This window comes from Sphingomonas sp. S1-29 (assembly GCF_026167545.1).
Lineage (GTDB): Bacteria > Pseudomonadota > Alphaproteobacteria > Sphingomonadales > Sphingomonadaceae > Sphingomonas.
Genome location: NZ_CP110678.1, coordinates 2,046,705 through 2,069,383, shown reverse-complemented (window position 1 = coordinate 2,069,383; position 22,679 = coordinate 2,046,705). Strand labels below are relative to the sequence as shown.

The window sequence follows — 22,679 nt, the reverse complement described above, 5'->3', positions numbered from 1 at the left end:
CGTTTTATCCGCAATATGGTTGCAACAATTGTGCAACGCAACACCACTGTTGCGATGTTTGGCACCCGATGTTCAGTCAGCCGCGGCCGCGATAGCCCGGCACTTCCTGGTCGGGAATCCACACGTCCTGCGGCGGGGCGCCCGATTGCCAGAAGACGTCGATTGGAATGCCGCCGCGCGGATACCAATAGCCGCCGATCCGCAGCCATTTGGGCGCCATCTCGCGGAACAGCCGGTCGCCGATGCCGACGGTGCAATCCTCGTGGAACGCGGCATGGTTGCGGAAGCTGCCGAGGAACAGTTTGAGCGATTTCGATTCGACGATCGTGTCGCCTGGGACATAGTCGATCACCAGATGCGCGAAATCGGGCTGGCCGGTCACCGGGCAGAGCGAGGTGAATTCGGGGGATACGAAGCGTACGCAATAGGCAAGCCCCGCGCGCGGATTGGGAACATAGTCTAGCGTCGCTGCTTCGGGCGATGCGGGGAGGGCGGCGGTCTGGCCAAGGAATTTGGGGGTCATGCGCAGCGATGTAGGATGGAGCCGGCAGACATGGAAGCATACGCATGACGATCCTGATCCCGGTGCTGGGCGACCAGCTGTCGGACACACTCTCGTCGCTGCAAGACGTCGACCGCGCCGACGCGGTGGTGCTGATGATGGAGGTGGTCGACGAGGCGACGTATGTCCGGCATCACCAGCGCAAGATCGCGCTGCTTTTTGCGGCGATGCGGCATCATGCCGAGCGGCTGCGCGGCGCGGGGTGGCGCGTCGATTATGTGAAGCTCGACGACCCACAGAATGAGGGCGGCTTTTCGGCCGAAGTCGCGCGCGCGGTCGAGCGGTATTCGCCCGAACGGATCGTCGTCACCGAAGCCGGCGAATGGCGGGTGCGCGCGATGCTCGAGTCATGGGAGGATCGCTTCGATTGCGCGGTCGAAATCCGCGCCGACGATCGCTTCGTCGCCAGCCATGCCGATTTCGAGCAATGGGCGGCGGACAAGAAGCAGTTGCGGATGGAATTCTTCTATCGCGGCATGCGGCGCAAGACCGGGCTGCTGCTCGATGCCGAGGGCAAGCCCGAGGGCGGCGCGTGGAATTACGACGCCGAGAATCGCAAGCCCGCCAAGAAGGGCGCACGCCCGCCGCGGCCGCTGTCGTTCGCGCCCGACGCGATCACCCGCGAGGTGCTGGCGCTGGTGGCGGACCGATTCGGCGATCATATCGGCGATCTCGAGGGGTTCGATTTCGCGGTGACCCCCGAAGACGCGCTGGCGCAGCGCGAGCATTTCCTCACCCACGCGCTGGCGAGCTTCGGCGATTATCAGGACGCGATGGTCACCGGCGAGCCCTTCCTGTGGCACGCGGTGCTGTCGCCCTACATCAATTGCGGGCTGCTCGACCCGCTCGACCTGTGCCGCGAGGTCGAGAAAAGATACCGCGTGGGGGCCGTGCCGCTCAACGCCGCCGAGGGGTTCATCCGCCAGATCATCGGCTGGCGCGAATATGTCCGCGGCATCTATTGGCGCGAGGGGCCGGAATATACCGAGCGCAACTTCCTCAATGCGCGGCGCGACCTGCCGGGCTTCTACTGGACCGGCGACACCGACATGCACTGCATGGCGCAGGCGGTTCGCGAGACGATCGACCATGCCTATGCCCACCATATCCAGCGGCTGATGATCACGGGCAATTTCGCGCTGCTGATCGGCGCCGATCCCGCGCAGGTGCAGCGCTGGTATCTCGAAGTCTATGCCGACGCCTATGAATGGGTCGAGGCACCCAATGTGCTGGGGATGAGCCAGTTCGGCGATGGCGGGCTGCTGGCGTCGAAGCCCTATGCCTCGTCGGGCGCCTATATCAACCGGATGTCCGATTATTGCGGCCATTGCCGCTACGACGTGAAGCAGCGGCTGGGCGACGATGCCTGCCCGTTCAACGCGCTGTATTGGGATTTCCTGGCGCGCAACCGCGGCAAGCTTGGCGACAACCAGCGGCTGGGGATGCCGTATCGCAACTGGGACCGGATGGATGCCGAGACGCAGGATGCGCTCCGGGCGCAGGCGGCGGGGTTTCTGGCAAGGTTGTAGCCTTCTCCCCTCCCTAAAAGGGAGGGGTCGGGGGTGGGTACGGTCCGGGCGATACGGTTACCCGGAGCACCCGCGGTTCGGTGAACCCCCTACTCGACCCACCCCCAGCCCCTCCCTTTCAGGGAGGGGAGAAGTAGCGGGTGTTGCCCCCGATCCCGGATGCTCTAGAGTTGCGCCGACGACCCCGCAGGAGAGAAAATATGGAATCGCTGGTGACCACCGAATGGCTTGCAAACGAGCTCGGCGCGAGCGACCTGCGGGTGGTCGACGCCACCTGGTTCATGCCCGAACCCGGCGGACGCGACGCCGCCGCCGAGTATGAAAAGGGGCATATCCCCGGCGCGGTGTTCATGGACCTTGGCGAGCTGCGCGATTCGACCAGCAACCTGCCGATGATGATGCCCCCCGCCGAGAAATTCGCCAGCCGGATGCAGTCGCTGGGCTTGGGCGATGGCAGCCGGATCGTGCTGTACGACGATGCCCCGCTCAAGACCTCGGCGCGCGCGTGGTTCATGCTCAAGGCGTTCGGCGCGCACGACGTCGCGATCCTCGACGGCGGGCTCGCCAAGTGGAAGGCCGAGGAGCGCGAGCTTTCAAGCGGCAAGGAAACGCTGCGCCATCGCCACTTCACCGTGTGGGAAGACCGCAAGGATCTGCGCGACCTCGAGCAGATGAAGGCCAATGTCGACAGCGGCGCCGAACAGGTGGTCGATGCCCGCTCGGCAGCACGCTTTACCGGCGAGGAGCCCGATCCACGCCCCGCGACGCATGCCGGCCACATTCCCGGCAGCCGCAACCTGCCGATCTCGGCGATCCTCAACGAGGACGGCACCTACAAGGACGAGCAAGCGATCAAGGCAGCGTTCGAGGGCGCGGGCATCGACACCACCAAGCCGATCGTCACCACCTGCGGATCGGGGGTCACCGCCTCGGTGCTCGCCTTCGGGCTGCACCTGATCGGCAACAAGGCGGCCTTGTACGACGGCAGCTGGTCCGAATGGGGTGCCGACCGCACCACGCCAAAGGCGATGGGCGCGGCGTGAATCCAGACGGTAAAGGCGAAATCGACAATGAAACGCGCGTCGTCCAGGCCGGGCGGCGCGCCGAATGGACCCAGGGGATCGTCAATCCGCCGGTGTGGCGCGCATCGACGATCCTCTACGATTCGGTCGCCGATCTGCGCGCCCCGGGCAAGCGCGACACCCATCACCGGCTATTCTATGGCCGCCGCGGCACCCCGACCCAGTGGAGCCTGGCCGACGCGCTGACCGAGCTCGAGCCCGGCGCCAGCGGCACCCTGCTCTATCCCTCGGGGGTCGCGGCGATCGCCACCGCGTTGCTCGCGGTGCTGTCGCCCGGCGACGAATTGCTGCTGCCCGACAGCAGCTATGACCCGACCCGCGCGCTGGCGGGCGGGCTGCTCGCGCGGATGGGGATCACGACGCGCTTCTATGATCCGATGGTCGGCGCGGGGATCGCGCAGCTGATCGGCGAGCGCACCCGCGCGATCTTCATGGAAAGTCCGGGCAGCCTGACCTTCGAGGTGCAGGACGTCCCCGCGATCGTGGCGGCGGCGCGCGCGCATCGAATCGTGACGCTGCTCGACAATACCTGGGCGACGCCGTTGCTGTTCCCCGCGATCGCGCACGGGGTCGATTACACGATCCTCGCCTGCACCAAATATGTCGTCGGGCATTCGGACGTGATGCTCGGATCGGTGACCGCGGGGCATGGCTGCTACGACGCGCTGCGCACCGCAACCTATCAATTGGGGCAATGCGTCAGCCCCGACGATGCCTGGCTCGGCAGCCGCGGCCTGCGGACGATGGCGCTGCGGCTGAAGGCGCAAGGGAGCGCGGCGCTGCAGATCGCGCAATGGCTCAAGGTACAGCCCGATGTCGCGCGGGTGCTCCACCCGGCCTTGCCCGATTGCCCCGGCAACGACGTGTTCGTCCGCGATTTCAAGGGCGGCTCGGGGCTGTTCAGCTTCGTGCTCGATGGCGGCGACGAGGCGGCGCGCGCCGCGCTGATCGACGGGCTCGCGCATTTCGGCATCGGCTATAGCTGGGGCGGGTTCGAAAGCCTCGCGCTGCCGGTCGATCCGCAACATCATCGCAGCTGCACCAGCTGGGAGGCCGAGGGGCCGTTGGTGCGGTTGCAGATCGGAATCGAATCGGTCGACGACCTGATCGCCGATCTCGACGCGGGGCTTGCGCGCTTTCGCGCCGCGCGATGAACGTCGCTGCAACCTGGCTCGCGGCGAACGGCTTCACCGTGCCGACCCAGCCGCAATTGATCGAGGCCGCGATCGCCGGCGCGCTGACGATCGCTGCGCTGGCGATCGGCTGGTACACCTCGCGCACGGTCGGCCCGCGGCTGGCGCAGCTCGCCGCCGACCGCGCCGGGCTGAAGGACGGGCCGTTCCAGCCGCGAATCTGCGCAATCGTTCGTCATCTCAGCGCCGCGCTGCTGCTGGCGATCATCCTGGCGTCGCGCGGCTGGGCGGCGCTGGCGACGCTGCCGATCGGTTTCGCGCTCAGCGCCGCCGCGGCGCGCGCGACGGTCGCGCTGCTGCGCGGTGCCAACCTGTCGCGCTGGGTGTCGTGGGGGGTCGCCGGGTTCGTCTTCCTGTCGCTGTTCAGCTATTCGGTCGGCGGACTTACCCCGGTCACCACGGTACTCGGGCGGATCGGGGTCGAGGTCGGATCGAAGCGGATCACCTTGCTTTCGGTCGTCACGCTGATCATCGCGTCGGTGGCGATCTATGCGATTGCGCGGCTCGCCAACCGCGTGATCAACCATGCGATCGGCCAGGCGCGCGGCTTCGACCCCGCGCAGAAGCTGCTGTTCCAGAAGCTGGCGGGGATCATCGTGATCGTCGTCGCCTTCTTCGTCGGCGTCGACATGCTCGGCATCGACCTGACGACCTTCGCGATCTTCGGCGGTGCGTTCGGGCTGGCGATCGGCTTCGGCCTGCAAAAGACGATCGGTAACCTGATCGCCGGGATCATCCTGCTGATGGACCGGTCGATCAAGCCCGGCGATGTCATCGTGATCGGCGAGGCGGTGGGGCAGGTGAACAAGATCGGGGTCCGCGCGGTGAGCATCATCACGCGCGACGGCAAGGAGCATCTGATTCCCAACGAGAATCTGATGACGCAGGAGGTCGAGAACTGGTCCTTCTCCGATCGCAACGTGCGCGTGCGGATTCCGGTCGGCGTTTCATACCATTGCGACCTCAAGCTGGCGCAGGAGCTGATGCTGCGCGCCGCCAACGACAGCCCACGCGTGCTCAAAAGCCCCAAGCCCAATGTCTGGCTCGCGGCGTTCGGCGACAATGCGGTCGAGCACGAGATCCTCGCCTGGGTCAGCGATCCCGAAAGCGGCATCGGCAATGTCCGCTCCGACGTGCTCAACCGCCTGTGGTGGCTGTTCAAGGAACATGGCATCGAAATCCCGTTCCCGCAGCGCGACATCCATGTGCGCAACTGGCCCGCCGCGGCGCCGGCAGCGGTAACCGATTGAAAGCCGAAGGCGAGTTTGGGCCCGATGGCGGTGTTGCAGCCGCGCCGAACCGCTCTACATCTGCCGGGGTGAGCGACACCCCCATTCTCGCGCGGATCGCCAAGGGCGTCTCGGGCCTGCCCGCCGACCAGTGGGACGCCTGTGCCGGCTCGGGCAACCCCTTTGTCAGCCACGCCTTCCTGTCGATCCTCGAGGAATCGGGGTCGGTCGGCGGGCGCTCGGGGTGGCAGGCGGCGCCGATCGTGATCGACGGGCCCGATGGCCGGATCGCGGGCGCGGTGCCCGCTTATGCCAAGGCCGACAGCCAGGGCGAATATGTCTTTGATCAGGGCTGGGCCGATGCCTGGGATCGCGCCGGCGGCACTTATTACCCCAAGCTCCAGATCGCCGCGCCCTTCACCCCGGTGCCCGGCCCCCGACTGTTGCTGCGCGACGAGCGCCAAGCCCCCGCGCTGATCGCCGCGATCGAGGCGGTGACCGACCAGAACGAATTATCCTCGGCGCACGCGACCTTCGTCGACGAAGCCCAGATCGGCCATTTCGAGGCGGCGGGCTGGCTGATCCGCCAGGGAACCCAATTCCATTGGGCGAACGAGGGTTATGGCTGCTTCGACGATTTCCTCGGCGCGCTCGCCAGCCGCAAGCGCAAGGGGGTGCGCAAAGAACGCGCCGCCGCGGTCGAGGGGCTGACGATCCGCCACCTGACCGGCGCCGAGATCACCGAGGCGTATTGGGATGCCTTCTGGGTCTTCTACCAGGACACCGGCAGCCGCAAATGGGGCCGGCCCTATCTGACGCGCGCGTGCTTCTCGCTGCTCGGCGAGCGGATGCCCGATCGCGTGCTGATGATCGTCGCCGAACGCGACGGTCGCCCGATCGCCGCCGCGCTCAACCTGATCGGCGACGACGCGCTATATGGCCGTTATTGGGGCTGTACCGAGGACGTGCCCTTCCTCCATTTCGAGCTTTGCTATTACCAGGCGATCGACGTGGCGATCGCGCGCGGGCTGCAGCGCGTCGAAGCGGGAGCGCAGGGCGAGCACAAGCTGGCGCGCGGCTATGCGCCGATCACCACCTGGTCGGCGCATTACCTGCCCAACCCGGGCTTCAGGCGCGCGGTGGCCGACTTCCTGGCGCGCGAGCGCGAGGCGGTGGCGCAGGAACAGGTGTTCCTGGGCGAGATGACGCCTTTCCGAAAGCCCGGCGGCGGCTGATCGCCTCGAAATATTCGGGCCCATAGGGGCCAAGATCCTGCATCAGCAAGCGCGGCGGCCGCCGGTCCTCGACGCGGAACAACGCGCTGTTGCCGTCGCGCCATAATGGCGTGAGCCCGGCTTCGAGCCGGCGGTCATAGGCCGGCGGATCGACCATCCAGACATAGTCGAACGCATTGCGCGGGAAGCGCGTCAGCGCCACCGCGATCGGCCGCCAATATTGCCGCGGGCATTTGACGTCGGTGACGATCTGCGAGGGGTCATGGTTGAAGCCGCGCCCGGGATCGTATTTCACCGTCAGCATCTGCGCGCCCGCCATCGACCATTGATCGTTCGAAAAGGCGAGCTTGCGCGTCAGCGCCATCGCCGGGAGGTGCTCGAGCCGCGACATCGTCCATTCGTCGCGGCAGGTCTCGCCGATGAAGGTCAGCAGCCGCGCCCCGACGGGCAGCTTGTCGAGCGCGGCGAGCTGGCGGTCATAGCTCTGGTCATATTGCCAGAAGCTCACCGTCGTCGCCGCCACGCGCCCGACGAAGAACGCCATCCCGATCGCCGCGACCACCGACGCGCCGCGGATCGACAGCCCCGCCTTGGGGCGCAGCGCCAGCAAGGCGATGCCGAGCAGGAAGGGCGCGAGCCGCATATCGGCATAGGCCGAGCCGAAGACGATGCGCGGCAGCAGCAGATAGACCGCGAGCAGGAACAGTGCCGACAGGCTCAGATTGCGCGAATATTCGATCGCGGGATCGCGCACGCCCTTGAGCAGCAGCAGGAAGCACGCCGCCAGCGTCGCCATGTCGAGCAATTCCCAGCGGTCGCGAAAGATCATCAGCACCCAGCGCGCCTTGATCCGCCAGTTGAACCAGTCGGCGGTCTGCCCGGTGACGTCGCCGCCGGTGCGCCACACCAGCATCAGGATCGCGGGCGGCAGCAGCACGATGCAATGGAGCCCGGCGAAGAACGCGGCGATGAACCAGTTGCGCCCGCGATCATGCTGGCGGATCAGCTCGCCCGAAAAGGCGAGCACGCCGAGCAGTCCCCAGCCATAGGTGTGCGTGACCCACAGCACGAGGCCGAGCGGGACGAACAGGATCGCGCGCAGCCGGATATGCCCCAGCCTGGCGAGCCGCAGCCACAGCGCGAAGGCATTGAGCGCCAGCGCCATCGCCAGCGCGAAATTGACGAAGCCGAAATGGAAGGGGAAGCTGTAGACGATCGGCAGCGCGAACAGGGCGGTGGCGGGGATGCGCCCGTGCACCTCGCGCGCGATCCAGAGCAATCCTACCGCGGTGAGCACCGGAATCGCGATCACGATCAGCTTTACCGCGAGCTCGAGCCCCAGCAACGGCTCGAGCGGCACGACCAGCAGGTCGATCCCGAGATTGCCGATCAGCTGCCATTCGAAATTATACCAGTCGGCCAGCCAGGGCGCCTGGCCGATCGACTGCTGCACCCGCCAGCGCCCCAGATGGCCCGGCAGGTCGACCAACGGCGGCACGTCGGGCAGCAGCAGCGGGATCGCCGCGACGAACGCCATCGCCGCCACGAACCACCGCGTCTGCCACCAGTTCAGTCGTTCGTCGCCCACCGCCTGCATCGTGCCGCCTTAGCGAGCCGAGCGCCGCGCCGACAAGCGGCGATCGCTGCGGTCTGCCGCACAAGCGATAACGCCGCGGTAAGTCGCTGGTGGTAAGACGACCTGATGGGGGACATGATCGGTTCGCCGCGCGCAGCGCGGTCTGGCGGCGGCGAGCCGATGCGCGGCTGGGCATGGCTCGCCCCCTGGATCGTCGGCAATCTTGTCGTCTTCGGCCTGTTCGCGGTCGATCTGCGCCATCTCGACGCCGGAATGGTTTCGCCCGGCGCCTATTGGGGGCGCGATTTCGTCAATGTCTGGACCGCGGGGCGGCTGCTGATCGAGGGCCGGCTCGAGCTGCTATACGATCTGGCGGGCTATCATCGCTTCCAGCTCGAACAGTTCGGGCGGATCGGGCAGCATAATTATTCCTATCCGCCGCTCACCCTGCCGCTGGTGCTGCCATTCGGGCTGCTGCCCTATCCGGTCGCGTTGCTGGCGTGGCTGGTGGCAACGGGGTGGTTCTTCGTGCGCGCCGCGCGGCCATGGTGGGAACGTGCGACCGGGTTGCCGGCATGGCTGGTGCTGGCCACGCCCGCGGGGCTCATCAACATCTGGGCGGGGCATTACGGATTCCTGATCGGCGGGTTGCTGCTGTATGGCTGGCGCAACCTCGAGGCCCGCCCGGTGCTGGCGGGGATTTGCTTCGGGCTGCTGGCGATCAAGCCGCATATCGCGATCCTGGTGCCGCTGGTGCTGCTGGCGCGCGGCGAGTGGCGCGCGATCGGGGCGGCGGCGGTGACGGTGGTGCTGCTGGTCGCGGGCAGCGCGGCGCTGTTCGGGATCGATCGCTGGATCGAATATGTCACCGTCACGCTCGGCGTGCAGGCGGCGCTGATCGATGCGGGGAACAGTTTCTTCCGCTTCATGTCGACCTCGCTCGCCACCGGGCTACTGCATTGGTCGATGCCCCGCATGACCGCGTTCGCGATCCATTGGGCGCAGGCGGCGCTCGCGGCGGCGATGGTGGTGCATGCCGCGCGGCGCGGCAGTATCGAGCAAGTGGCGCTGCTCGCCGCCACCGCGACCTTCCTGGTGCTGCCCTATGCGTTCAACTACGACCTGACGGTGTCGGCGATGGCGGCGGGGATGCTGCTGTACGTGCCGCGACTGCAGGGCTGGGAGCGGCGGCTGGTGCTCGGCGGCTTCATGGCGGCGCAGCTGGGAATGGTGCTGGTCGCGGCGGGAATCCCCGGCATCGCGCTGCTGCTCTGGGGGTTGTTCGTGGTGCAATATCGCTCGACCGTGATTGCCACGGTCGAGCGATAGCGCCGCTTACTGGTCGCGGCGGCCCAGCAGGCGCAGGCGCAGTGCCTGTAGCTTGATGAAGCCCGCGGCGTCGCGCTGGTCATAGGCGCCGGCGTCGTCCTCGAAGGTCACGACCTTTTCCGAATAGAGCGAATCGGGCGATTGGCGGCCGATCACATGGACGCCGCCCTTGTAGAGCTTCAGCCGGACCATGCCGTTGACCTTCTTCTGGCTCAGGTCGATCGCCGCCTGGAGCATTTCGCGCTCGGGGCTGAACCAGAAGCCGTTGTAGATCAGCTCGGCATAGCGCGGCATCAGCTCGTCCTTGAGGTGCGCTGCGCCGCGATCGAGCGTCAATTGCTCGATCGCGCGGTGCGCGGCGTGCAGGATCGTGCCGCCGGGGGTCTCGTACATTCCGCGCGACTTCATGCCGACGAAGCGGTTCTCGACCAGGTCGAGCCGGCCGATGCCGTGCGTCCGGCCGAGATCGTTGAGCGCGGCGAGCAGCACCGCGGGCGTCATCGAAAGCCCGTCGATCGCGATCGGATCGCCATGTTCGAATTCGATCTCGATGACCTGTGGCTTGTCGGGCGCATCCTCGGGATCGACGGTGCGCGAGAAGACATAGCCTGGGACTTCGGCCCAGGGGTCTTCGAGCACCAGCCCCTCGGAAGAGGTGTGGAGCAGATTGGCGTCGGTCGAGAAGGGGGCCTCGCCGCGCTTGTCCTTGGGCACCGGGATCTGGTGCTGCTCGGCATAGGCGATCAGCGCGGTGCGGCTGGTCAGATCCCATTCGCGCCACGGCGCGATCACCTTGATGTCGGGCGCGAGCGCGTAATAGCCGAGTTCGAAGCGGACCTGGTCATTGCCCTTGCCGGTCGCGCCGTGGCTGACCGCATCGGCCTCGACCATCCGCGCGATCTCGATCTGGCGCTTGGCGATCAGCGGGCGCGCGATCGAGGTGCCGAGCAGGTACAGCCCCTCGTACAGCGCATTGGCGCGCATCATCGGGAAGACATAGTCGCCGACGAATTCCTCGCGCAGATCGTCGATGAAGATATGCTCGGGCTTGACCCCCATCATCTCGGCCTTGGCGCGCGCGGGCTCGAGCTCCTCGCCCTGGCCGAGATCGGCGGTGAAGGTGACGACCTCGCAATTATAGGTCTGCTGGAGCCATTTGAGGATGACGCTGGTGTCGAGCCCGCCCGAATAGGCGAGGACGACGCGATTGACGGGGTCGGTCATGGGCAGGCTCCGGGGATGGTGATGCGGGGGCGTTTAGGCGAATGGACGATGCGAAGGAATACCGTTCGTCCTGGGCTGCGCACTGCTCCCCTCCCTTTCAGGGAGGGGCTGGGGGTGGGTGGCGTGCTCGTGATACGGCAGGGGTCACGGACCAGCGCAGCCGTATTGCCCGGCCTCGACCCACCCCCGAACCCTCCCTTTCAGGGAGGGGAGAGTCTCACCGCTCGCTCAGATAATAACGGTCGGTCGCCGCCATCGCATCGTTCAATTCGTACACGATCGGCTGGCCGGTCGGGATCTCGAGGCTCGTGATCTCGTCGTCCGAAATCCCCGACAGATGCTTGACCAGCGCGCGCAGCGAATTGCCGTGCGCCGAGATCACGACGCGCTTGCCCGATTTCAGCTCGGGGACGATGCGCGATTCCCAATAGGGCAGCACGCGCGCGATCGTGTCCTTCAGGCTCTCGGTCGCGGGGATGGCGATGCCGGCATAGCGGCGGTCGGCCGACAGGTCATATTCGCTGCCGGGCTCGATCGGCGGCGGCGGCACGTCGAAGCTGCGCCGCCAGATATGGACCTGTTCGTCGCCGTGCTTCGCCGCGGTCTCGGCCTTGTTGAGTCCGGTCAGCCCGCCATAATGCCGCTCGTTGAGGTGCCAGTCCTTCTCGACCGGCAGCCAAAGCCGCCCCATCTGCTCGAGCGCCAGGTTGAGCGTGCGGATTGCGCGGCTCTGGACCGAGGTGAAGCACAGGTCGAAATCGAAGCCCTTCTCAGCAAGCAGCCGGCCCGCGGCCTTGGCCTCTTCGACCCCCTTGTCGGTCAGGTCGACGTCCCACCAGCCGGTGAAGCGGTTTTCGAGGTTCCAGGCCGACTGGCCGTGGCGGATCAGGACGAGCGTTGGCATGGGGGCGTCTCCGGACGGGGCGGGGGAAGGCGTCGCTCTAGCGGCTGGAGCGGGGGAGGCAAACCGCGCGTCTCCTCCCCTCCCTGAAAGGGAGGGGCTGGGGGTGGGTCGAGTGTCCGCAATACGGGGTGGGTTCAACCGATCGCCGCAACGCTCTCAGCGAACTTCTCAGCTGGCGTTTGGTACATCAAGGTTTTTCTCGGCCGCTCGTTGAGCTGTCTTGCGATGGTGCTGAGCTGGGCCTGGCTGAAGGTCGACAGATCGACGCCGTGGGGCAGATACTGGCGCAACAGGCGGTTGGTGTTTTCGTTGGTGCCGCGCTGCCATGGGCTCTGAGGATCGCAGAAGTAGACGGCAACGTCGGTTGTGAGAGTGAAGCGCCGATGGTCGGCAAGTTCCTTGCCGCGATCCCAGGTCAGCGATCGATAGAGTTCGTGGGGCAGTTTGCGCGCCTGCTTGATCAGCGCCGAGACGACGCTGGCAGTCTCCTTGTTCGCGACCTTGGCCAGGATCACGTAGCGCGACTGGCGCTCGACCAGCGTCACGACATGGCTGCCTCGCGCCCCCGAGATCAGATCGCCCTCCCAGTGCCCGGGCACGGCGCGATCCTCCACCGAAGCAGGCCGTTCGCTGATCGATATCGCATCCTTGATCTGGCCGAGCCCGTCGCGCTTCAAGCTGGCGTGGCGCGAGCGCCGGATCGTGCGCTTCGCCCGCAGATGCGCAAGCAGCTCTTTCTTGAGGACGCCACGCGCCTGAATATAAAGGCTCTTGTAGATCGTCTCGTGTGACACGCGATGCTGGTCTTCGTCCGGAAAGCTATGCTTGAGCCAGCCCGCAACCTGCTCTGGCGACCATTTGCGGCGCAACTTGCGTGATACTGTTCGTCGCAAGCCCGGGTGGCAAGCGAGCTTGCAGCGCTTCGGGCGCAGCGCGCGGTCCCATGCCGCCTGATCCGATAGCGTGGCACGATACCGATCGGCGCCACCGTTACGGCCGACCTCCCGGCTGATCGTTGACGGCGCGCGGTCGAGCTGGACTGCAATGGCGCGCAGTGAACGGCCGGCGACCAGACCTCTGGATATCTCTTCGCGTTCGGCCAGGCTGAGCGCGCGCCCGGATCGCTTCCGATCGGGTGGGCGGATCCCGCCCGACGGGGAGAGCACCGAGAAGATCGACGAGCTCTCCCGCTCAAAGCCGCGACCAATCGAACTCATCGACTCTCCGCGCTGCCACCGATCCCAGATCTCCGCCCGCTGAGCGGCCGAGTAATATATCCGACGACGCTGCTTCATCGCACCACTCCTCTCATCATGAGAATGATGCGTTGCGACCACCCGTTGAACCCACCGGCGGCATCGGGATGCCGGGTGACCGTAGCTCCAGGCCTCGACCCACCCCCGACCCCTCCCTTCCAGGGAGGGGAGAAGGGCGCCTAGATCGCCCTCGTCATGAAACGGTTGAACGGCGTCGCTTCATAGTCGCCGAAGGGTTCGCACCAGTCGAAGCCGTGGCGCAAATACAGCGCCACCGCCGCCGCGAAGGGCTCGCCCGATCCGGTCTCCAGGCTCAGCCGGGTCATCCCCTGCGCGCGCGCGGCCTCCACGATCGCAGTCAGCAAAGTCGCCGCCACCCCGCGGCGCAGCGCCTGATCGGCAGTGCGCATCGACTTCACTTCGCCATGCCCGGCATCGATCGCCTTGAGCGCGCCGCAGCCGAGCAACGTTTCGCCCTCCCACGCGGTCAGGAAGGTCGCCTCGGGCGCGGCGAGCCCCGACAGATCGAGGAAATGACACGCGCCGCGCGGCGAATGCGCGAGCATCGAATCGAAATGCTGCTGGAGCAGCGCCACGACCGCCGGATGCTTCAGCTCGCCCTGCGCGACCCGCATCACAGCGTGTCGATCACCTCGGCGAGCGTCACGAGACACGCATGCGCCAATTGCTTCGATCGATCGGGCGACCAGCCATACACCGGGTCGGGCGAGGGATCATGATCCTTGAACGGCATTTCGAGCGTCATCGACACCGCGCCGAAGCGCTCGGCGAGCTGGTTGGTCGACATCGACAGATTGGCGCGCCCCGGCGCCGATTTCTCATAGCCGCGCTCGGTCTGGAACAGCGGCGTGTTCGCCGCGAGCCGCCGGCCGTAATCGTAGAATTTGGCGCCATGCGCGTCGGTCCACGACGCGATGCCCTCGAACCCCGCGATGAAGTTCGCCGGAATCGCCTCGTCGCCATGGACGTCCATCGCATAGGTCACGCCGGTTACGTCCATCGCGTCGCGCACCGCGAGCACTTCGGGGCTGCGATCGGGGGTGGGCGCGTGCCATTCGCGGTTGAGGTTCACCCCCGCGGCATTGGTGCGCAGATGGCCGCGCGCCGATCCGTCGGGGTTCATGTTGGGGACGCAATGGAGCGTCGTCTTTTCGCGCAGCGCGCGCGCGATGGCATCGTCGGGATCGGTGAGCTTTTCGAGCAGCCCTTCCATGAACCATTCGGCCATCGATTCGCCCGGATGCTGGCGCGCATAGAACCAGACCTGCTTGGGGCCATCGCCGATCTGCAGGCAATCGATCGGCTGGCCGTCGAGCGAATTGCCGAGCGAGCGGTGCGAAACGCCGGGCATCGCGGCGATCCGCGCCACCGTCTCGCGGTGCCGCTCCATCGAATAGGGCGCGAAATAGGCGAACCACGCCGCGTCGCCCTCGAACCGGTGGGTGAAGCTCAGCACCCCATCGGCATAGGCCGTGTCGGTCATCGGCCATTCGACCTGATCGCTGCTCACCCGCGCGCGATAGCCCGGCCAGCCGAAGGCATAGGCCGCCTTGCCCGCGTTGAGGATGCGGAATGTCAGCGTCCGACCCGCCGCGCCCGACACGCGGAAGTGGAACCACTGGAAGAAATCCGAATGGGCGTCGCGGCGAATCTCGAGGTCGACTCGGTCGCCCTCGATCCCCACCAGTTCGATGTTGCCGCTGTCGAACGCGGCGCTGATCTCGATCGTCATGGGACGGTAGTAGTGATCCCCGACTGGCCCGGAAAGCCCTGGAACAGCGCATCGGCGAGGCGATCCGACTGTTTGGCGGCTTCGATCGCGTCGCGCGGCGCGGTGCCCACGGTGCGCGCGGCGCCTTCCCAGACCACTGTCGAATCGGTGCGGCGGCGAAGCTTGGCCGACAATTCGGTCTCGACGATGTCGCGTCCGCCGCCGAGCCCGGTGCTGAGACCACCCCCCAGCCCCACGCCGCCGCCGCGGCGACCGAAGCTGCCGCCGCCACCGCCGAGCCCGATCGATACCGGCGGCGGGGTGCGCTGCCCGGTCGCCTGGCGGTTGAACGCGATCTCGACCAGATACGCAGCCGGCTCGTTGCCGGTCACCCGGCGAAAGTTCAGCCCCTCGAGCGCGCGCGCGACCGAATCGGCCTGCGCCTGATATTCGCTGCTGATCGTCGGCGCGGTGCGCAGCGGCTCGATGCCGAAGGTGCCCGGCCCGACCGGGGTGCCCAGATTGTAGCGAATGACGTTGACTGGCCCGCTGCGGCCACCGCCCGCCGCGCAGGCGCTGGTGAGGGCGGCGAGAGAGAGTATGGCGATCCTGGCAAGCATGAGACGACGTCCTTGTGCACCGCCCCGGCAGGGGTGGCATATGGGCAACCGCGCCGCCCGGCGGGCAAGCGATATCAGGTTGTAACGCACGCGTTGCGATTTGGCTTCACTGGTTTGCGCGGCGGTGCTCGCCTTGACTTGGTGCGGGGCCACCGCTAACCGAGCGCCTCTTTCCGGCACATCCATTCAAATAGAAGCGAATCGGTCATGAAGATCGTCAACTCCCTCAAGTCGCTCAAGGGGCGGCACCGCGACAATCGCGTGATCCGTCGTCGCGGTCGCGTGTACGTCATCAACAAGACCAACCGTCGCTTCAAGGCGCGCCAGGGCTGATTCTGCCCGGACCGCGTCGCCGCTTTGCGATTGCATAGAGTGGCAACCGGTCCGACCGCCGTTATCTTCGATATCGGCAACGTCCTGTTCAGCTGGCATCCGCGGTTCTTGTACGAGCGCCTGATCGGTGACGATCGGGCGCTTTCGACGTTTGTCGAGCAGGTCGTGACCCCCGAATGGCATTTCCAGCACGACGAGGGCCGCCCCTTCGCCGAGACCTCGGCCGAGCTCGGCGCACGCTTCCCCGAGCACGCCGAGCTCATCGCGCTGTGGGGGCCGCGCTTCAACGACAGCGTCGGCGGGCCGATTCCGGGGATGTTCGAGATCGTCGAGGCGCTCGACGCCGCCGGTGTGCCGCTGTTCGCGATCACCAATTTCAGCGCCGAATTCTGGCCCGCGTTCCGCGCCGCCTGGCCGCAGCTGTTCGATCGCTTCCGCGACATCGTGGTGTCAGGTGCCGAGCGGCTGGTGAAGCCCGATCCCGCGATCTACGCGCTGGCGCTCGACCGATTCGGGTTGCGCGCGCACGACGCGGTGTTCGTCGACGACAATCCGGCGAATGTCGCGGCCGCGCGGGCGATGGGGATCGACAGCGTCGCGTTCACCGACGCCGCGGCGTTCCGCGCGCGGTTGGTGGAAGTGGGGCTGCTGGCTTAAGCTCCCCTCCCTGGAAGGGAGGGGCTGGGGGTGGGTCGCGTGTCCGCGATACGGCAGCGTCGAGGTGCCGGATTGCCGTAGCTCCAGGCCTCCACCCACCCCCGACCCCTCCCTGAAAGGGAGGGGGGAAGTCAGCTCACCGCTCGCCGGGGTAATTCTTCAGTTCGTCGCCGATGATCTGCGTCACGTGCAGCACGTTGGTCGACCCCGGCATCCCGAAAGGCACGCCGGCGCACACCACCACGCGGTCGCCGCCCTTGGCGATGTGGTTGCGCAGCGCCATCCGCTTGGCCTTGGCGACCATTTCCTCGAACGAGGCGACGTCGCGCGTCACCACCGCATGGACCCCCCACAACAGCCCCAGCCGCCGCGCGGTTTCCTTCTTGGGGGTCAGCACCAGGATCGGCACGCCGGGCCGCTCGCGCGCGATCCGCCGCGCGGTCGATCCCGACAGCGTGAAGCAGATGATCGCGCTCGCCGACGCGGTCACCGCGATGTTCTTGGCGGCCTCGGCCAGCGCATCGGCGGTGGTGGGGTCGGGCTTGAGCACGGTGAAATGCACGCGGTCGCCATGCATCGGATCGCGCTCGACCGCATTGGCGATCGCATCCATCATCGCGACCGATTCGACGGGCCAGTCGCCCGCCGCGCTTTCGGCCGAGAGCATGATCGCATCGGCGCCGTCATAGACCGCGGTCGCGACGTCGCTCACCTCGGCGCGGGTCGGCGTTGGCGCGGTGATCATCGATTCGAGCATCTGCGTCGCGACGATCACCGGGCGGCCGAGCCGGCGCGAGGTCTCGACGATCCGCTTCTGGAGCGGCGGCACCGATTGCGGCGGGAGTTCGACGCCCAGATCACCGCGCGCGACCATCACCCCGTCGCACGCCTCGACGATTTCCTCGAGCCGTGCGACCGCGCTCGGCTTCTCGATCTTGGCGAGCAAGGCGGTCTTGCCGCCGATCAGCTTGCGCGCCTCGGCGAGATCCTCGGGCCGCTGGACGAAGCTCAGTGCGATCCAGTCGACCTTTTGCTCGACCGCGAAGGCAAGGTCGCTCACATCCTTTTCGGTCAGCGCCGCCATCGGCAGCACGACATCGGGAACGTTCAGCCCCTTCGAATTCGACAGCCAGCCGCCGACCTCGACGACGGTGACGATCTGCTCATCGTCATGATCGGTGACGCGCAGCACCAGCTTGCCATCGTCGAGCAACAGCCGCGCATCGCGCGCGATCGCGACGAAAATCTCGCGGTGCGGCAGCTCGACGCGGTTGGCGTCGCCCGGCGTCGGGTCGCGATCGAGCACGAAGCGCTTGCCGACCTCGAGCAGCACCTTGCCCTCGGCGAAGCGGCCGACGCGAAGCTTGGGGCCCTGCAGATCGGCGAGGATCGTCGTCGGCCGGTCGTAGATCTTCTCCATCGCGCGGATCGCTTCGATCACCGGCACCTTCGATGCCTGGTCGCCATGGCTCATATTGATTCGGAACGCGTCGGCACCGGCCTCGAACAGCCGGCCGATCATCTCGGGCGTGTTGCTCGCGGGGCCCAGCGTGGCGAGAATGCGCACCTTGCGCGAACGGGGGGCGATTGCCTTGGTCATTGTAACGCTTCCTCGGCTTGTTCGCGGGTGGCTGTACCCAATATTGTACGTCGATCAACCTTGATGGGGACATGATGACCAATATCGACCAGCTCGACGACCACACCGCCGCCGCCGCCTTCCGCCGGCTGGTGCGCCATCTGCAGCATCGCACCGACGCGCAGAATGTCGATCTGATGGGGCTGGCGGGGTTCTGCCGCAATTGCCTCGGCGACTGGGTGGCCGAAGCCGGCGGGCTGTCGAAGGACGAAGCGCGAGGCGCGGTGTACGGCATGCCCTATGCGCAGTGGAAGGCCGAGCACCAGCAGCCCGCGAGCCCCGAGCAGCTCGCGCGGATGGAGGCGAGCGTGGCCCTGAACGCGCGCGTCGAGCAGGAAGCGGCGCTGGACGAGGCACTCGAGGATACGTTCCCTGCGAGCGATCCCCCCGCGATGACCGAACCGCGGTAACGCCTCCCCTCCCTTGCAGGGAGGGGAGCAAGGGGGCTTTCCTTCCGCGAGCGCTCGGCTACCTTCCCCGCCAAACAAGGGGGACCATCACCAATGCGAACGATCCTGACGGCAGCCGCGCTGCTCGCCACCACTGCCGCCACGACCGCCTTCGCGCAGACGCCGCCGGCACCCGCCCCGCGCGCCGCGCCCGTCGTCACCTACATTCACGCCGGCCAATTGCTCGACCGCCCCGGCCAGCGCGTGCGCGGGCAAAGCACGATCGTCGTGCGCGACGGCAAGATCGCCGAGATCCGCGACGGCTTCGCCGCGCCCGAGGCCGGCGCCAAGCTGGTCGACCTCAAGGACCAGTACGTCCTGCCCGGGCTGATCGACATGCACGTCCATCTCTATTCGACCGGCTATCCGCTCCAGGCGCGGCTCGACGAGACCACCAAGGATCTCGAAGACGGGCTGCTCACCGCGATGCAGAGCGCGCGCAAGACGCTCGATGCCGGCTTCACCACCGTCCGCGACCTGGGCGGCGAGCCGCGCGGCACCCGCGCGCTGCGCGACGCGATCGCGCGCGGCGATGTCGAGGGGCCGACGATCGTCAATGCCGGTCGCATGGTGTCGGTCACCGCGGGCCATGGCGACGCCAACGGGCTGCGCCGCGACTTCGCGCATGTCGAGCGCGAGGGTTCGCCCGAATTGTGCAACGGCGCCGATGACTGCCGCCGCGCGACGCGCGAGCAGATCTTCACCGGCGCCGAAGTCATCAAGTTCGCCGCCTCGGGCGGGGTCGGCAGCAACATCGCCGGCGGGCTCGAGGCGCAGATGACGCTCGAGGAGATGAAGGCGATCGTCGACACCGCGCACGCCTTTGGCCGCAAGGCGACCGCGCACGCGCATGGCAAGTCGGGAATCGACACCGCGCTTCGCGCCGGCGTCGATTCGATCGAACATGGCAGCTATATCGATGACGAAACGATCGCGCTGTTCAAGGCCAAGGGCGCGTATCTGGTGCCGACGATGCACGCCTTCGAAAGCGTGATCCGCCAGGGCCGCGCGGGCGAGCGCCCCGCCGCCAGCGTCGCCAAGGCCGAACAGGTCGCCACGGTCGTCAAGGAAAGCCACCGCCGCGCCTTCGCCAGCGGCATGAAGATCGCGTTCGGCACCGATTCGGGGGTCGGCCCGCACGGCACCAACGGGCTCGAATTCGGCTATATGACCGCGGTGGGCATGAAGCCGATCGACGCGATCCGCACCGCGACGGTCGAGGCGGCGACCCTGCTCGGCCGCGCCGATCGAATCGGCACGATCGAGGTGGGCAAGGACGCCGACATCATTGCGGTGGCGGGCGATCCGGTCGCCGACGTCGCGCGGCTGAACGATGTCGGCTTCGTCATGCGGCGCGGCGCGGTGCACAAGCTGGGCGGGCAGCGGCAGGGTTTTCCGGTCCAGTGAGGTTGCGTGGGCCATTGTGGTTGCGCCGGCCATTCGGGTTGCGCCGGCGCGCGCATGGTTTATGCCGCGCCGCCTGACCCCAATTCATCGCGAGAGAATCATGAGCGACAATATTTCCGCCGAGCAGCTGCGTCTTCTGATCGAGCGGATCGAACGGCTCGAAGAGGAAAAGCGCGGCATCGCCGACGACATCAAGGACGTGTATGGCGAGGCGAAATCGACCGGCTTCGACGTGAAGACGATGCGGACCATCGTGCGGCTGCGCAAGATGGAGAAGCACCACCGCGACGAGGCCGAAATGCTGCTCGAGACCTACAAGACCGCGCTCGGGCTGGTGTGATCATAGCCCTCTCCCCTTCAGGGGAGAGGGTTGGGAGAGGGGCAGTACGGGACGGCAGTACACTGCCCCTCTCCCCGGCCCTCTCCCCTGCAGGGGAGAGGGGGAAGGAAAAAAGATGGCAGGCCATTCCAAGTTCAAGAACATCATGCACCGCAAGGGTGCGCAGGATAAGAAGCGCTCGTCGCTGTTTTCCAAGCTCAGCCGCGAAATCACCGTCGCGGCCAAGGCGGGCACCCCCGATCCCGACATGAACCCGCGGCTTCGCGCCGCGGTCAACGCCGCCAAGGCGCAGTCGGTGCCCAAGGACAATATCCAGCGCGCGATCGAAAAGGCCTCGCGCAGCGATGCCGAGACCTATGAGGAAATCCGCTACGAGGGCTTCGGTCCCGGCGGCGTCAGCCTGATCATCGAGGCGCTGACCGACAATCGCAACCGCACGGCCACCAACGTGCGAACCGCGGTATCGAAGAATGGCGGCAATCTGGGTGCGGGCGGTTCGGTGAGCCACGGCTTCGACCGGATGGGCCTGATCAACTATCCCGCCAGCGCCGGCGATGCCGAGAAGGTGTTCGAAGCCGCGCTCGAAGCCGGCGCCGAGGACGTGACCTCGAGCGAGGACGGGCACGAGATCTGGACCGCGATGGATGCCCTGCACGAAGTCGCGCGCGCGTTGGAGCCGGTGCTCGGCGAACCCGAGGGGGCCAAGCTCGCCTGGCGCCCGCAGACGATGGTCGAGGTCGGCGAAGCTGATGCCGGCACGCTGATGAAGCTGATCGACGTGCTCGAAGAGGATGACGACGTCCAGACCGTGTGGGGCAATTACGAGGTCTCCGATGAGGTGATGGAGAAGCTGGGTTGAGGCTGCCGATCCTCCCCCGGCGGGGGAGGGGAACCGCCGCGGGCGGTTCGGCTGCGGTTGGGGACAGTGCTGCCTCGGCAATGCTCGTCACCCCAGCGAAAGCTGGGGTCTCCTGCGATCGAAGCGCGCGCTGGCGGCGCGAGACCCCAGCTTTCGCTGGGGTGACGGCAAGACGGAAGCGCCTTCTTCCCAACCCCCCATGCTGATCCTCGGCATCGACCCAGGCCTCGGCACCACCGGCTGGGGGCTGATCCGCGCCGAGGGCAACCGGCTGTCGCATGTTGCGAATGGGCGGTTGAAGACCGACACCGCCGCGCCGCTGCCGCGCCGGCTCGCGCATCTCGATGCGATGCTCGCCGCGCTCATGGCCGATCACGCGCCGCAGGCCGCCGCGTGCGAGGAGGTGTTCGTCAATTCGAACCCGCAATCGACGCTTAAGCTCGGCCAGGCGCGCGGCGTCGTGCTGTGCGCGCTCGCGCGTGGCGGGCTCGAAGTCGGCGAATATGCCGCGCGGCTGGTCAAGAAGGCGGTGGTCGGTATCGGCGCCGCCGAAAAGGCGCAGGTCCATGCGATGGTCGCGCGGCTGCTGCCGGGGGTGAAGATCGACGGTGCCGACGCCGCCGACGCGCTCGCGGTCGCGATCTGCCACGCGCACCATATGGCAAGCCGCCGCATCACCGGCTGAAGTCGCTCGCCAAGCTTGCAAAAAGCTGGTTTGTTCAGGCCATGAGAAACGCCCGCCCGCTCGCGCTCGCCCTGATCCTCGCCAGCGTCGGCATCGCCACCGCGCACGCGCAGGACGAAGATCCACGCGGCCCCCGCCGCACCCGCATCGCGCTCGGGCCGCAGCTGGTGCCGAGCTATCCCGGATCGGACAGCTACGACGTCCGCCCCTTCCTCGACGTCTCGCGCACCCGCGGTGACATTCCCTTCGCCTTCGAAGCGCCCGACGAAAGCGGCGGGCTGCCGTTGCTCACCAAGGGGCGGTTCCAGATCGGCCCGGCGTTCGGCTTCGAAGGCCGGCGCCGTGGCCGCGAGGTCGGCGGTGCGCTGCCCGATGTCGGTTTCACCGTCGAGCTCGGCGGCTTCGCGCAATATGCGGTGACCGATGCGGTGCGGGTTCGTGTCGAGGCGCGGCAGGGGATTGGCGGGCATAAGGGGCTGATCGCCAATATCAGCGGCGATTACGTGATGCGCGACGCCGATCGCTGGCTGTTCTCGATCGGGCCGCGGCTGACGCTGTCGAACAGCCGCTACAACCGCGCCTTTTTCGGCGTCGCCCCCGCCGATGCGGCGGCTTCGGGATTGCCCGCCTATACCGCCGATGGCGGGCTCCAGGCGGTGGGCGCGACCGCGGGGCTGCTGCGCCAGCTCACCCCGAGCTGGGGCGTCTATGGCTATACCAAATATGACCGGCTGGTCGGCGATCCCGGCGGCTCGCCGCTGGTCCGTGAGTTCGGCTCGCGCAACCAGCTGTCGGGCGGCCTGGCGCTGACCTACACCTTCGGCGCGGGCGTCCGCTGA

General features: G+C 67.1%; 23 protein-coding genes. 14 read left to right on the top strand and 9 right to left on the bottom strand.

All coding sequences use genetic code 11. From position 1 onward, the window contains the following. Positions 1–76: 76 nt before the first annotated feature. Positions 77–523, bottom strand: coding sequence for a preQ(1) synthase (gene queF, locus OKW76_RS09785; protein WP_265548721.1), 447 nt, complete (start codon positions 521–523; stop codon positions 77–79). A 44-nt stretch (positions 524–567) separates the two neighbouring features. Between queF and OKW76_RS09780 the strand changes: the two genes are divergently transcribed. The 5 genes from OKW76_RS09780 (at position 568) to OKW76_RS09760 (ending at position 6,830) form a co-directional block, all read left to right on the top strand. Continuing rightward, entirely contained in the window at positions 568–2,091 is a 1,524-nt protein-coding gene (locus OKW76_RS09780; protein WP_265548720.1) for a cryptochrome/photolyase family protein, read from the top strand. Between the two features lie 200 nt (positions 2,092–2,291). Continuing rightward, positions 2,292–3,134, top strand: a complete 843-nt coding sequence (gene sseA, locus OKW76_RS09775; protein ID WP_265548719.1) for a 3-mercaptopyruvate sulfurtransferase — start codon at positions 2,292–2,294, stop codon at positions 3,132–3,134. After that, positions 3,089–4,327, top strand: coding sequence for a cystathionine beta-lyase (gene metC / locus OKW76_RS09770; RefSeq protein WP_265548717.1), 1,239 nt, complete (start codon positions 3,089–3,091; stop codon positions 4,325–4,327). The genes sseA and metC overlap by 46 nt, the downstream gene beginning before the upstream one ends. Beyond that, positions 4,324–5,616 (top strand): mechanosensitive ion channel family protein, encoded by a 1,293-nt coding sequence (locus OKW76_RS09765; protein WP_265548716.1) that lies wholly within the window; start codon positions 4,324–4,326, stop codon positions 5,614–5,616. Before metC ends, OKW76_RS09765 begins: the two co-directional genes overlap by 4 nt. A 68-nt stretch (positions 5,617–5,684) precedes the next feature. Continuing rightward, positions 5,685–6,830 (top strand): GNAT family N-acetyltransferase, encoded by a 1,146-nt coding sequence (locus OKW76_RS09760; RefSeq protein WP_265548715.1) that lies wholly within the window; start codon positions 5,685–5,687, stop codon positions 6,828–6,830. Here OKW76_RS09760 and OKW76_RS09755 read toward each other — a convergent pair. Next, positions 6,724–8,427 (bottom strand): hypothetical protein, encoded by a 1,704-nt coding sequence (locus OKW76_RS09755; protein WP_265548714.1) that lies wholly within the window; start codon positions 8,425–8,427, stop codon positions 6,724–6,726. The genes OKW76_RS09760 and OKW76_RS09755 overlap by 107 nt on opposite strands. A 114-nt stretch (positions 8,428–8,541) precedes the next feature. Here OKW76_RS09755 and OKW76_RS09750 point away from each other — a divergent pair, with 114 nt between their 5' ends. Beyond that, positions 8,542–9,735, top strand: coding sequence for a glycosyltransferase family 87 protein (locus OKW76_RS09750; RefSeq protein WP_265548713.1), 1,194 nt, complete (start codon positions 8,542–8,544; stop codon positions 9,733–9,735). Positions 9,736–9,741: 6 nt separating this feature from the next. On the opposite strand, the gene OKW76_RS09745 is transcribed toward OKW76_RS09750, so the two are convergent. The 6 genes from OKW76_RS09745 to OKW76_RS09720 form a co-directional block, all read right to left on the bottom strand. Continuing rightward, complete coding sequence (locus tag OKW76_RS09745; RefSeq protein WP_265548712.1) at positions 9,742–10,959, bottom strand: argininosuccinate synthase; 1,218 nt, start codon at positions 10,957–10,959, stop codon at positions 9,742–9,744. Positions 10,960–11,176: 217 nt separating this feature from the next. After that, a complete protein-coding gene (gene gpmA / locus OKW76_RS09740; RefSeq protein WP_265548711.1) occupies positions 11,177–11,863 on the bottom strand; it encodes a 2,3-diphosphoglycerate-dependent phosphoglycerate mutase in 687 nt (228 codons plus the stop codon). 134 nt (positions 11,864–11,997) lie between these two features. Beyond that, on the bottom strand, positions 11,998–13,158 hold the full coding sequence (locus OKW76_RS09735; RefSeq protein WP_265548710.1) for an IS30 family transposase: 1,161 nt from the start codon (positions 13,156–13,158) through the stop codon (positions 11,998–12,000). Between the two features lie 140 nt (positions 13,159–13,298). Continuing rightward, positions 13,299–13,754 (bottom strand): GNAT family N-acetyltransferase, encoded by a 456-nt coding sequence (locus OKW76_RS09730; protein ID WP_265548709.1) that lies wholly within the window; start codon positions 13,752–13,754, stop codon positions 13,299–13,301. Next, positions 13,754–14,872, bottom strand: coding sequence for a M14-type cytosolic carboxypeptidase (locus OKW76_RS09725; protein WP_265548708.1), 1,119 nt, complete (start codon positions 14,870–14,872; stop codon positions 13,754–13,756). Before OKW76_RS09725 ends, OKW76_RS09730 begins: the two co-directional genes overlap by 1 nt. After that, on the bottom strand, positions 14,869–15,471 hold the full coding sequence (locus tag OKW76_RS09720; RefSeq protein WP_265548707.1) for a hypothetical protein: 603 nt from the start codon (positions 15,469–15,471) through the stop codon (positions 14,869–14,871). The genes OKW76_RS09725 and OKW76_RS09720 overlap by 4 nt, the downstream gene beginning before the upstream one ends. A 207-nt stretch (positions 15,472–15,678) precedes the next feature. Between OKW76_RS09720 and ykgO the strand changes: the two genes are divergently transcribed. Together ykgO and OKW76_RS09710 are read left to right on the top strand one after the other, a co-directional pair. After that, positions 15,679–15,804: a type B 50S ribosomal protein L36 gene (ykgO, locus tag OKW76_RS09715; RefSeq protein ID WP_033920696.1), complete on the top strand. Its 126-nt coding sequence runs from the start codon at positions 15,679–15,681 to the stop codon at positions 15,802–15,804. 39 nt (positions 15,805–15,843) lie between these two features. Beyond that, complete coding sequence (locus OKW76_RS09710; protein ID WP_265548706.1) at positions 15,844–16,461, top strand: HAD family hydrolase; 618 nt, start codon at positions 15,844–15,846, stop codon at positions 16,459–16,461. 136 nt (positions 16,462–16,597) lie between these two features. Here OKW76_RS09710 and pyk read toward each other — a convergent pair whose 3' ends face one another. Then, positions 16,598–18,061, bottom strand: a complete 1,464-nt coding sequence (gene pyk / locus OKW76_RS09705; RefSeq protein ID WP_256505526.1) for a pyruvate kinase — start codon at positions 18,059–18,061, stop codon at positions 16,598–16,600. A gap of 71 nt (positions 18,062–18,132) precedes the next feature. Between pyk and OKW76_RS09700 the strand changes: the two genes are divergently transcribed. The 6 genes from OKW76_RS09700 to OKW76_RS09675 all read left to right on the top strand — a co-directional run bounded on the left by OKW76_RS09700 (position 18,133) and on the right by OKW76_RS09675 (position 22,679). Then, a complete protein-coding gene (locus OKW76_RS09700) occupies positions 18,133–18,510 on the top strand; it encodes a DUF1244 domain-containing protein (RefSeq protein ID WP_265548705.1) in 378 nt (125 codons plus the stop codon). 93 nt (positions 18,511–18,603) lie between these two features. Continuing rightward, the gene (locus tag OKW76_RS09695) at positions 18,604–19,956 is read left to right on the top strand and encodes a metal-dependent hydrolase family protein (protein WP_265548704.1); all 1,353 of its coding nucleotides are present in this window, start codon (positions 18,604–18,606) and stop codon (positions 19,954–19,956) included. Positions 19,957–20,056: 100 nt separating this feature from the next. Next, positions 20,057–20,296 (top strand): DUF2312 domain-containing protein, encoded by a 240-nt coding sequence (locus tag OKW76_RS09690; protein ID WP_256505522.1) that lies wholly within the window; start codon positions 20,057–20,059, stop codon positions 20,294–20,296. 115 nt (positions 20,297–20,411) lie between these two features. Then, the gene (locus OKW76_RS09685; protein WP_033922253.1) at positions 20,412–21,155 is read left to right on the top strand and encodes a YebC/PmpR family DNA-binding transcriptional regulator; all 744 of its coding nucleotides are present in this window, start codon (positions 20,412–20,414) and stop codon (positions 21,153–21,155) included. A 199-nt stretch (positions 21,156–21,354) separates the two neighbouring features. Next, positions 21,355–21,840, top strand: a complete 486-nt coding sequence (gene ruvC, locus OKW76_RS09680; protein ID WP_265548703.1) for a crossover junction endodeoxyribonuclease RuvC — start codon at positions 21,355–21,357, stop codon at positions 21,838–21,840. Positions 21,841–21,881: 41 nt separating this feature from the next. Then, a complete protein-coding gene (locus tag OKW76_RS09675) occupies positions 21,882–22,679 on the top strand; it encodes a MipA/OmpV family protein (RefSeq protein WP_265548702.1) in 798 nt (265 codons plus the stop codon).

Excerpts from the sequence above, each read along its gene's own strand:
- queF (WP_265548721.1), bottom strand. The coding sequence starts at position 523 with ATGACCCCCAAATTCCTTGGCCAGACCGCCGCCCTCCCCGCATCGCCC.
- OKW76_RS09780 (WP_265548720.1), top strand. The coding sequence starts at position 568 with ATGACGATCCTGATCCCGGTGCTGGGCGACCAGCTGTCGGACACACTC.
- sseA (WP_265548719.1), top strand. The coding sequence starts at position 2,292 with ATGGAATCGCTGGTGACCACCGAATGGCTTGCAAACGAGCTCGGCGCG.
- metC (WP_265548717.1), top strand. The coding sequence starts at position 3,089 with ATGGGGTGCCGACCGCACCACGCCAAAGGCGATGGGCGCGGCGTGAAT.
- OKW76_RS09765 (WP_265548716.1), top strand. The coding sequence starts at position 4,324 with ATGAACGTCGCTGCAACCTGGCTCGCGGCGAACGGCTTCACCGTGCCG.
- OKW76_RS09755 (WP_265548714.1), bottom strand. The coding sequence starts at position 8,427 with ATGCAGGCGGTGGGCGACGAACGACTGAACTGGTGGCAGACGCGGTGG.
- OKW76_RS09750 (WP_265548713.1), top strand. The coding sequence starts at position 8,542 with ATGATCGGTTCGCCGCGCGCAGCGCGGTCTGGCGGCGGCGAGCCGATG.
- OKW76_RS09745 (WP_265548712.1), bottom strand. The coding sequence starts at position 10,959 with ATGACCGACCCCGTCAATCGCGTCGTCCTCGCCTATTCGGGCGGGCTC.
- gpmA (WP_265548711.1), bottom strand. The coding sequence starts at position 11,863 with ATGCCAACGCTCGTCCTGATCCGCCACGGCCAGTCGGCCTGGAACCTC.
- OKW76_RS09735 (WP_265548710.1), bottom strand. The coding sequence starts at position 13,158 with ATGAAGCAGCGTCGTCGGATATATTACTCGGCCGCTCAGCGGGCGGAG.
- OKW76_RS09730 (WP_265548709.1), bottom strand. The coding sequence starts at position 13,754 with ATGCGGGTCGCGCAGGGCGAGCTGAAGCATCCGGCGGTCGTGGCGCTG.
- OKW76_RS09725 (WP_265548708.1), bottom strand. The coding sequence starts at position 14,872 with ATGACGATCGAGATCAGCGCCGCGTTCGACAGCGGCAACATCGAACTG.
- OKW76_RS09720 (WP_265548707.1), bottom strand. The coding sequence starts at position 15,471 with ATGCTTGCCAGGATCGCCATACTCTCTCTCGCCGCCCTCACCAGCGCC.
- ykgO (WP_033920696.1), top strand. The coding sequence starts at position 15,679 with ATGAAGATCGTCAACTCCCTCAAGTCGCTCAAGGGGCGGCACCGCGAC.
- pyk (WP_256505526.1), bottom strand. The coding sequence starts at position 18,061 with ATGACCAAGGCAATCGCCCCCCGTTCGCGCAAGGTGCGCATTCTCGCC.
- OKW76_RS09700 (WP_265548705.1), top strand. The coding sequence starts at position 18,133 with ATGATGACCAATATCGACCAGCTCGACGACCACACCGCCGCCGCCGCC.
- OKW76_RS09695 (WP_265548704.1), top strand. The coding sequence starts at position 18,604 with ATGCGAACGATCCTGACGGCAGCCGCGCTGCTCGCCACCACTGCCGCC.
- OKW76_RS09690 (WP_256505522.1), top strand. The coding sequence starts at position 20,057 with ATGAGCGACAATATTTCCGCCGAGCAGCTGCGTCTTCTGATCGAGCGG.
- OKW76_RS09685 (WP_033922253.1), top strand. The coding sequence starts at position 20,412 with ATGGCAGGCCATTCCAAGTTCAAGAACATCATGCACCGCAAGGGTGCG.
- ruvC (WP_265548703.1), top strand. The coding sequence starts at position 21,355 with ATGCTGATCCTCGGCATCGACCCAGGCCTCGGCACCACCGGCTGGGGG.
- OKW76_RS09675 (WP_265548702.1), top strand. The coding sequence starts at position 21,882 with ATGAGAAACGCCCGCCCGCTCGCGCTCGCCCTGATCCTCGCCAGCGTC.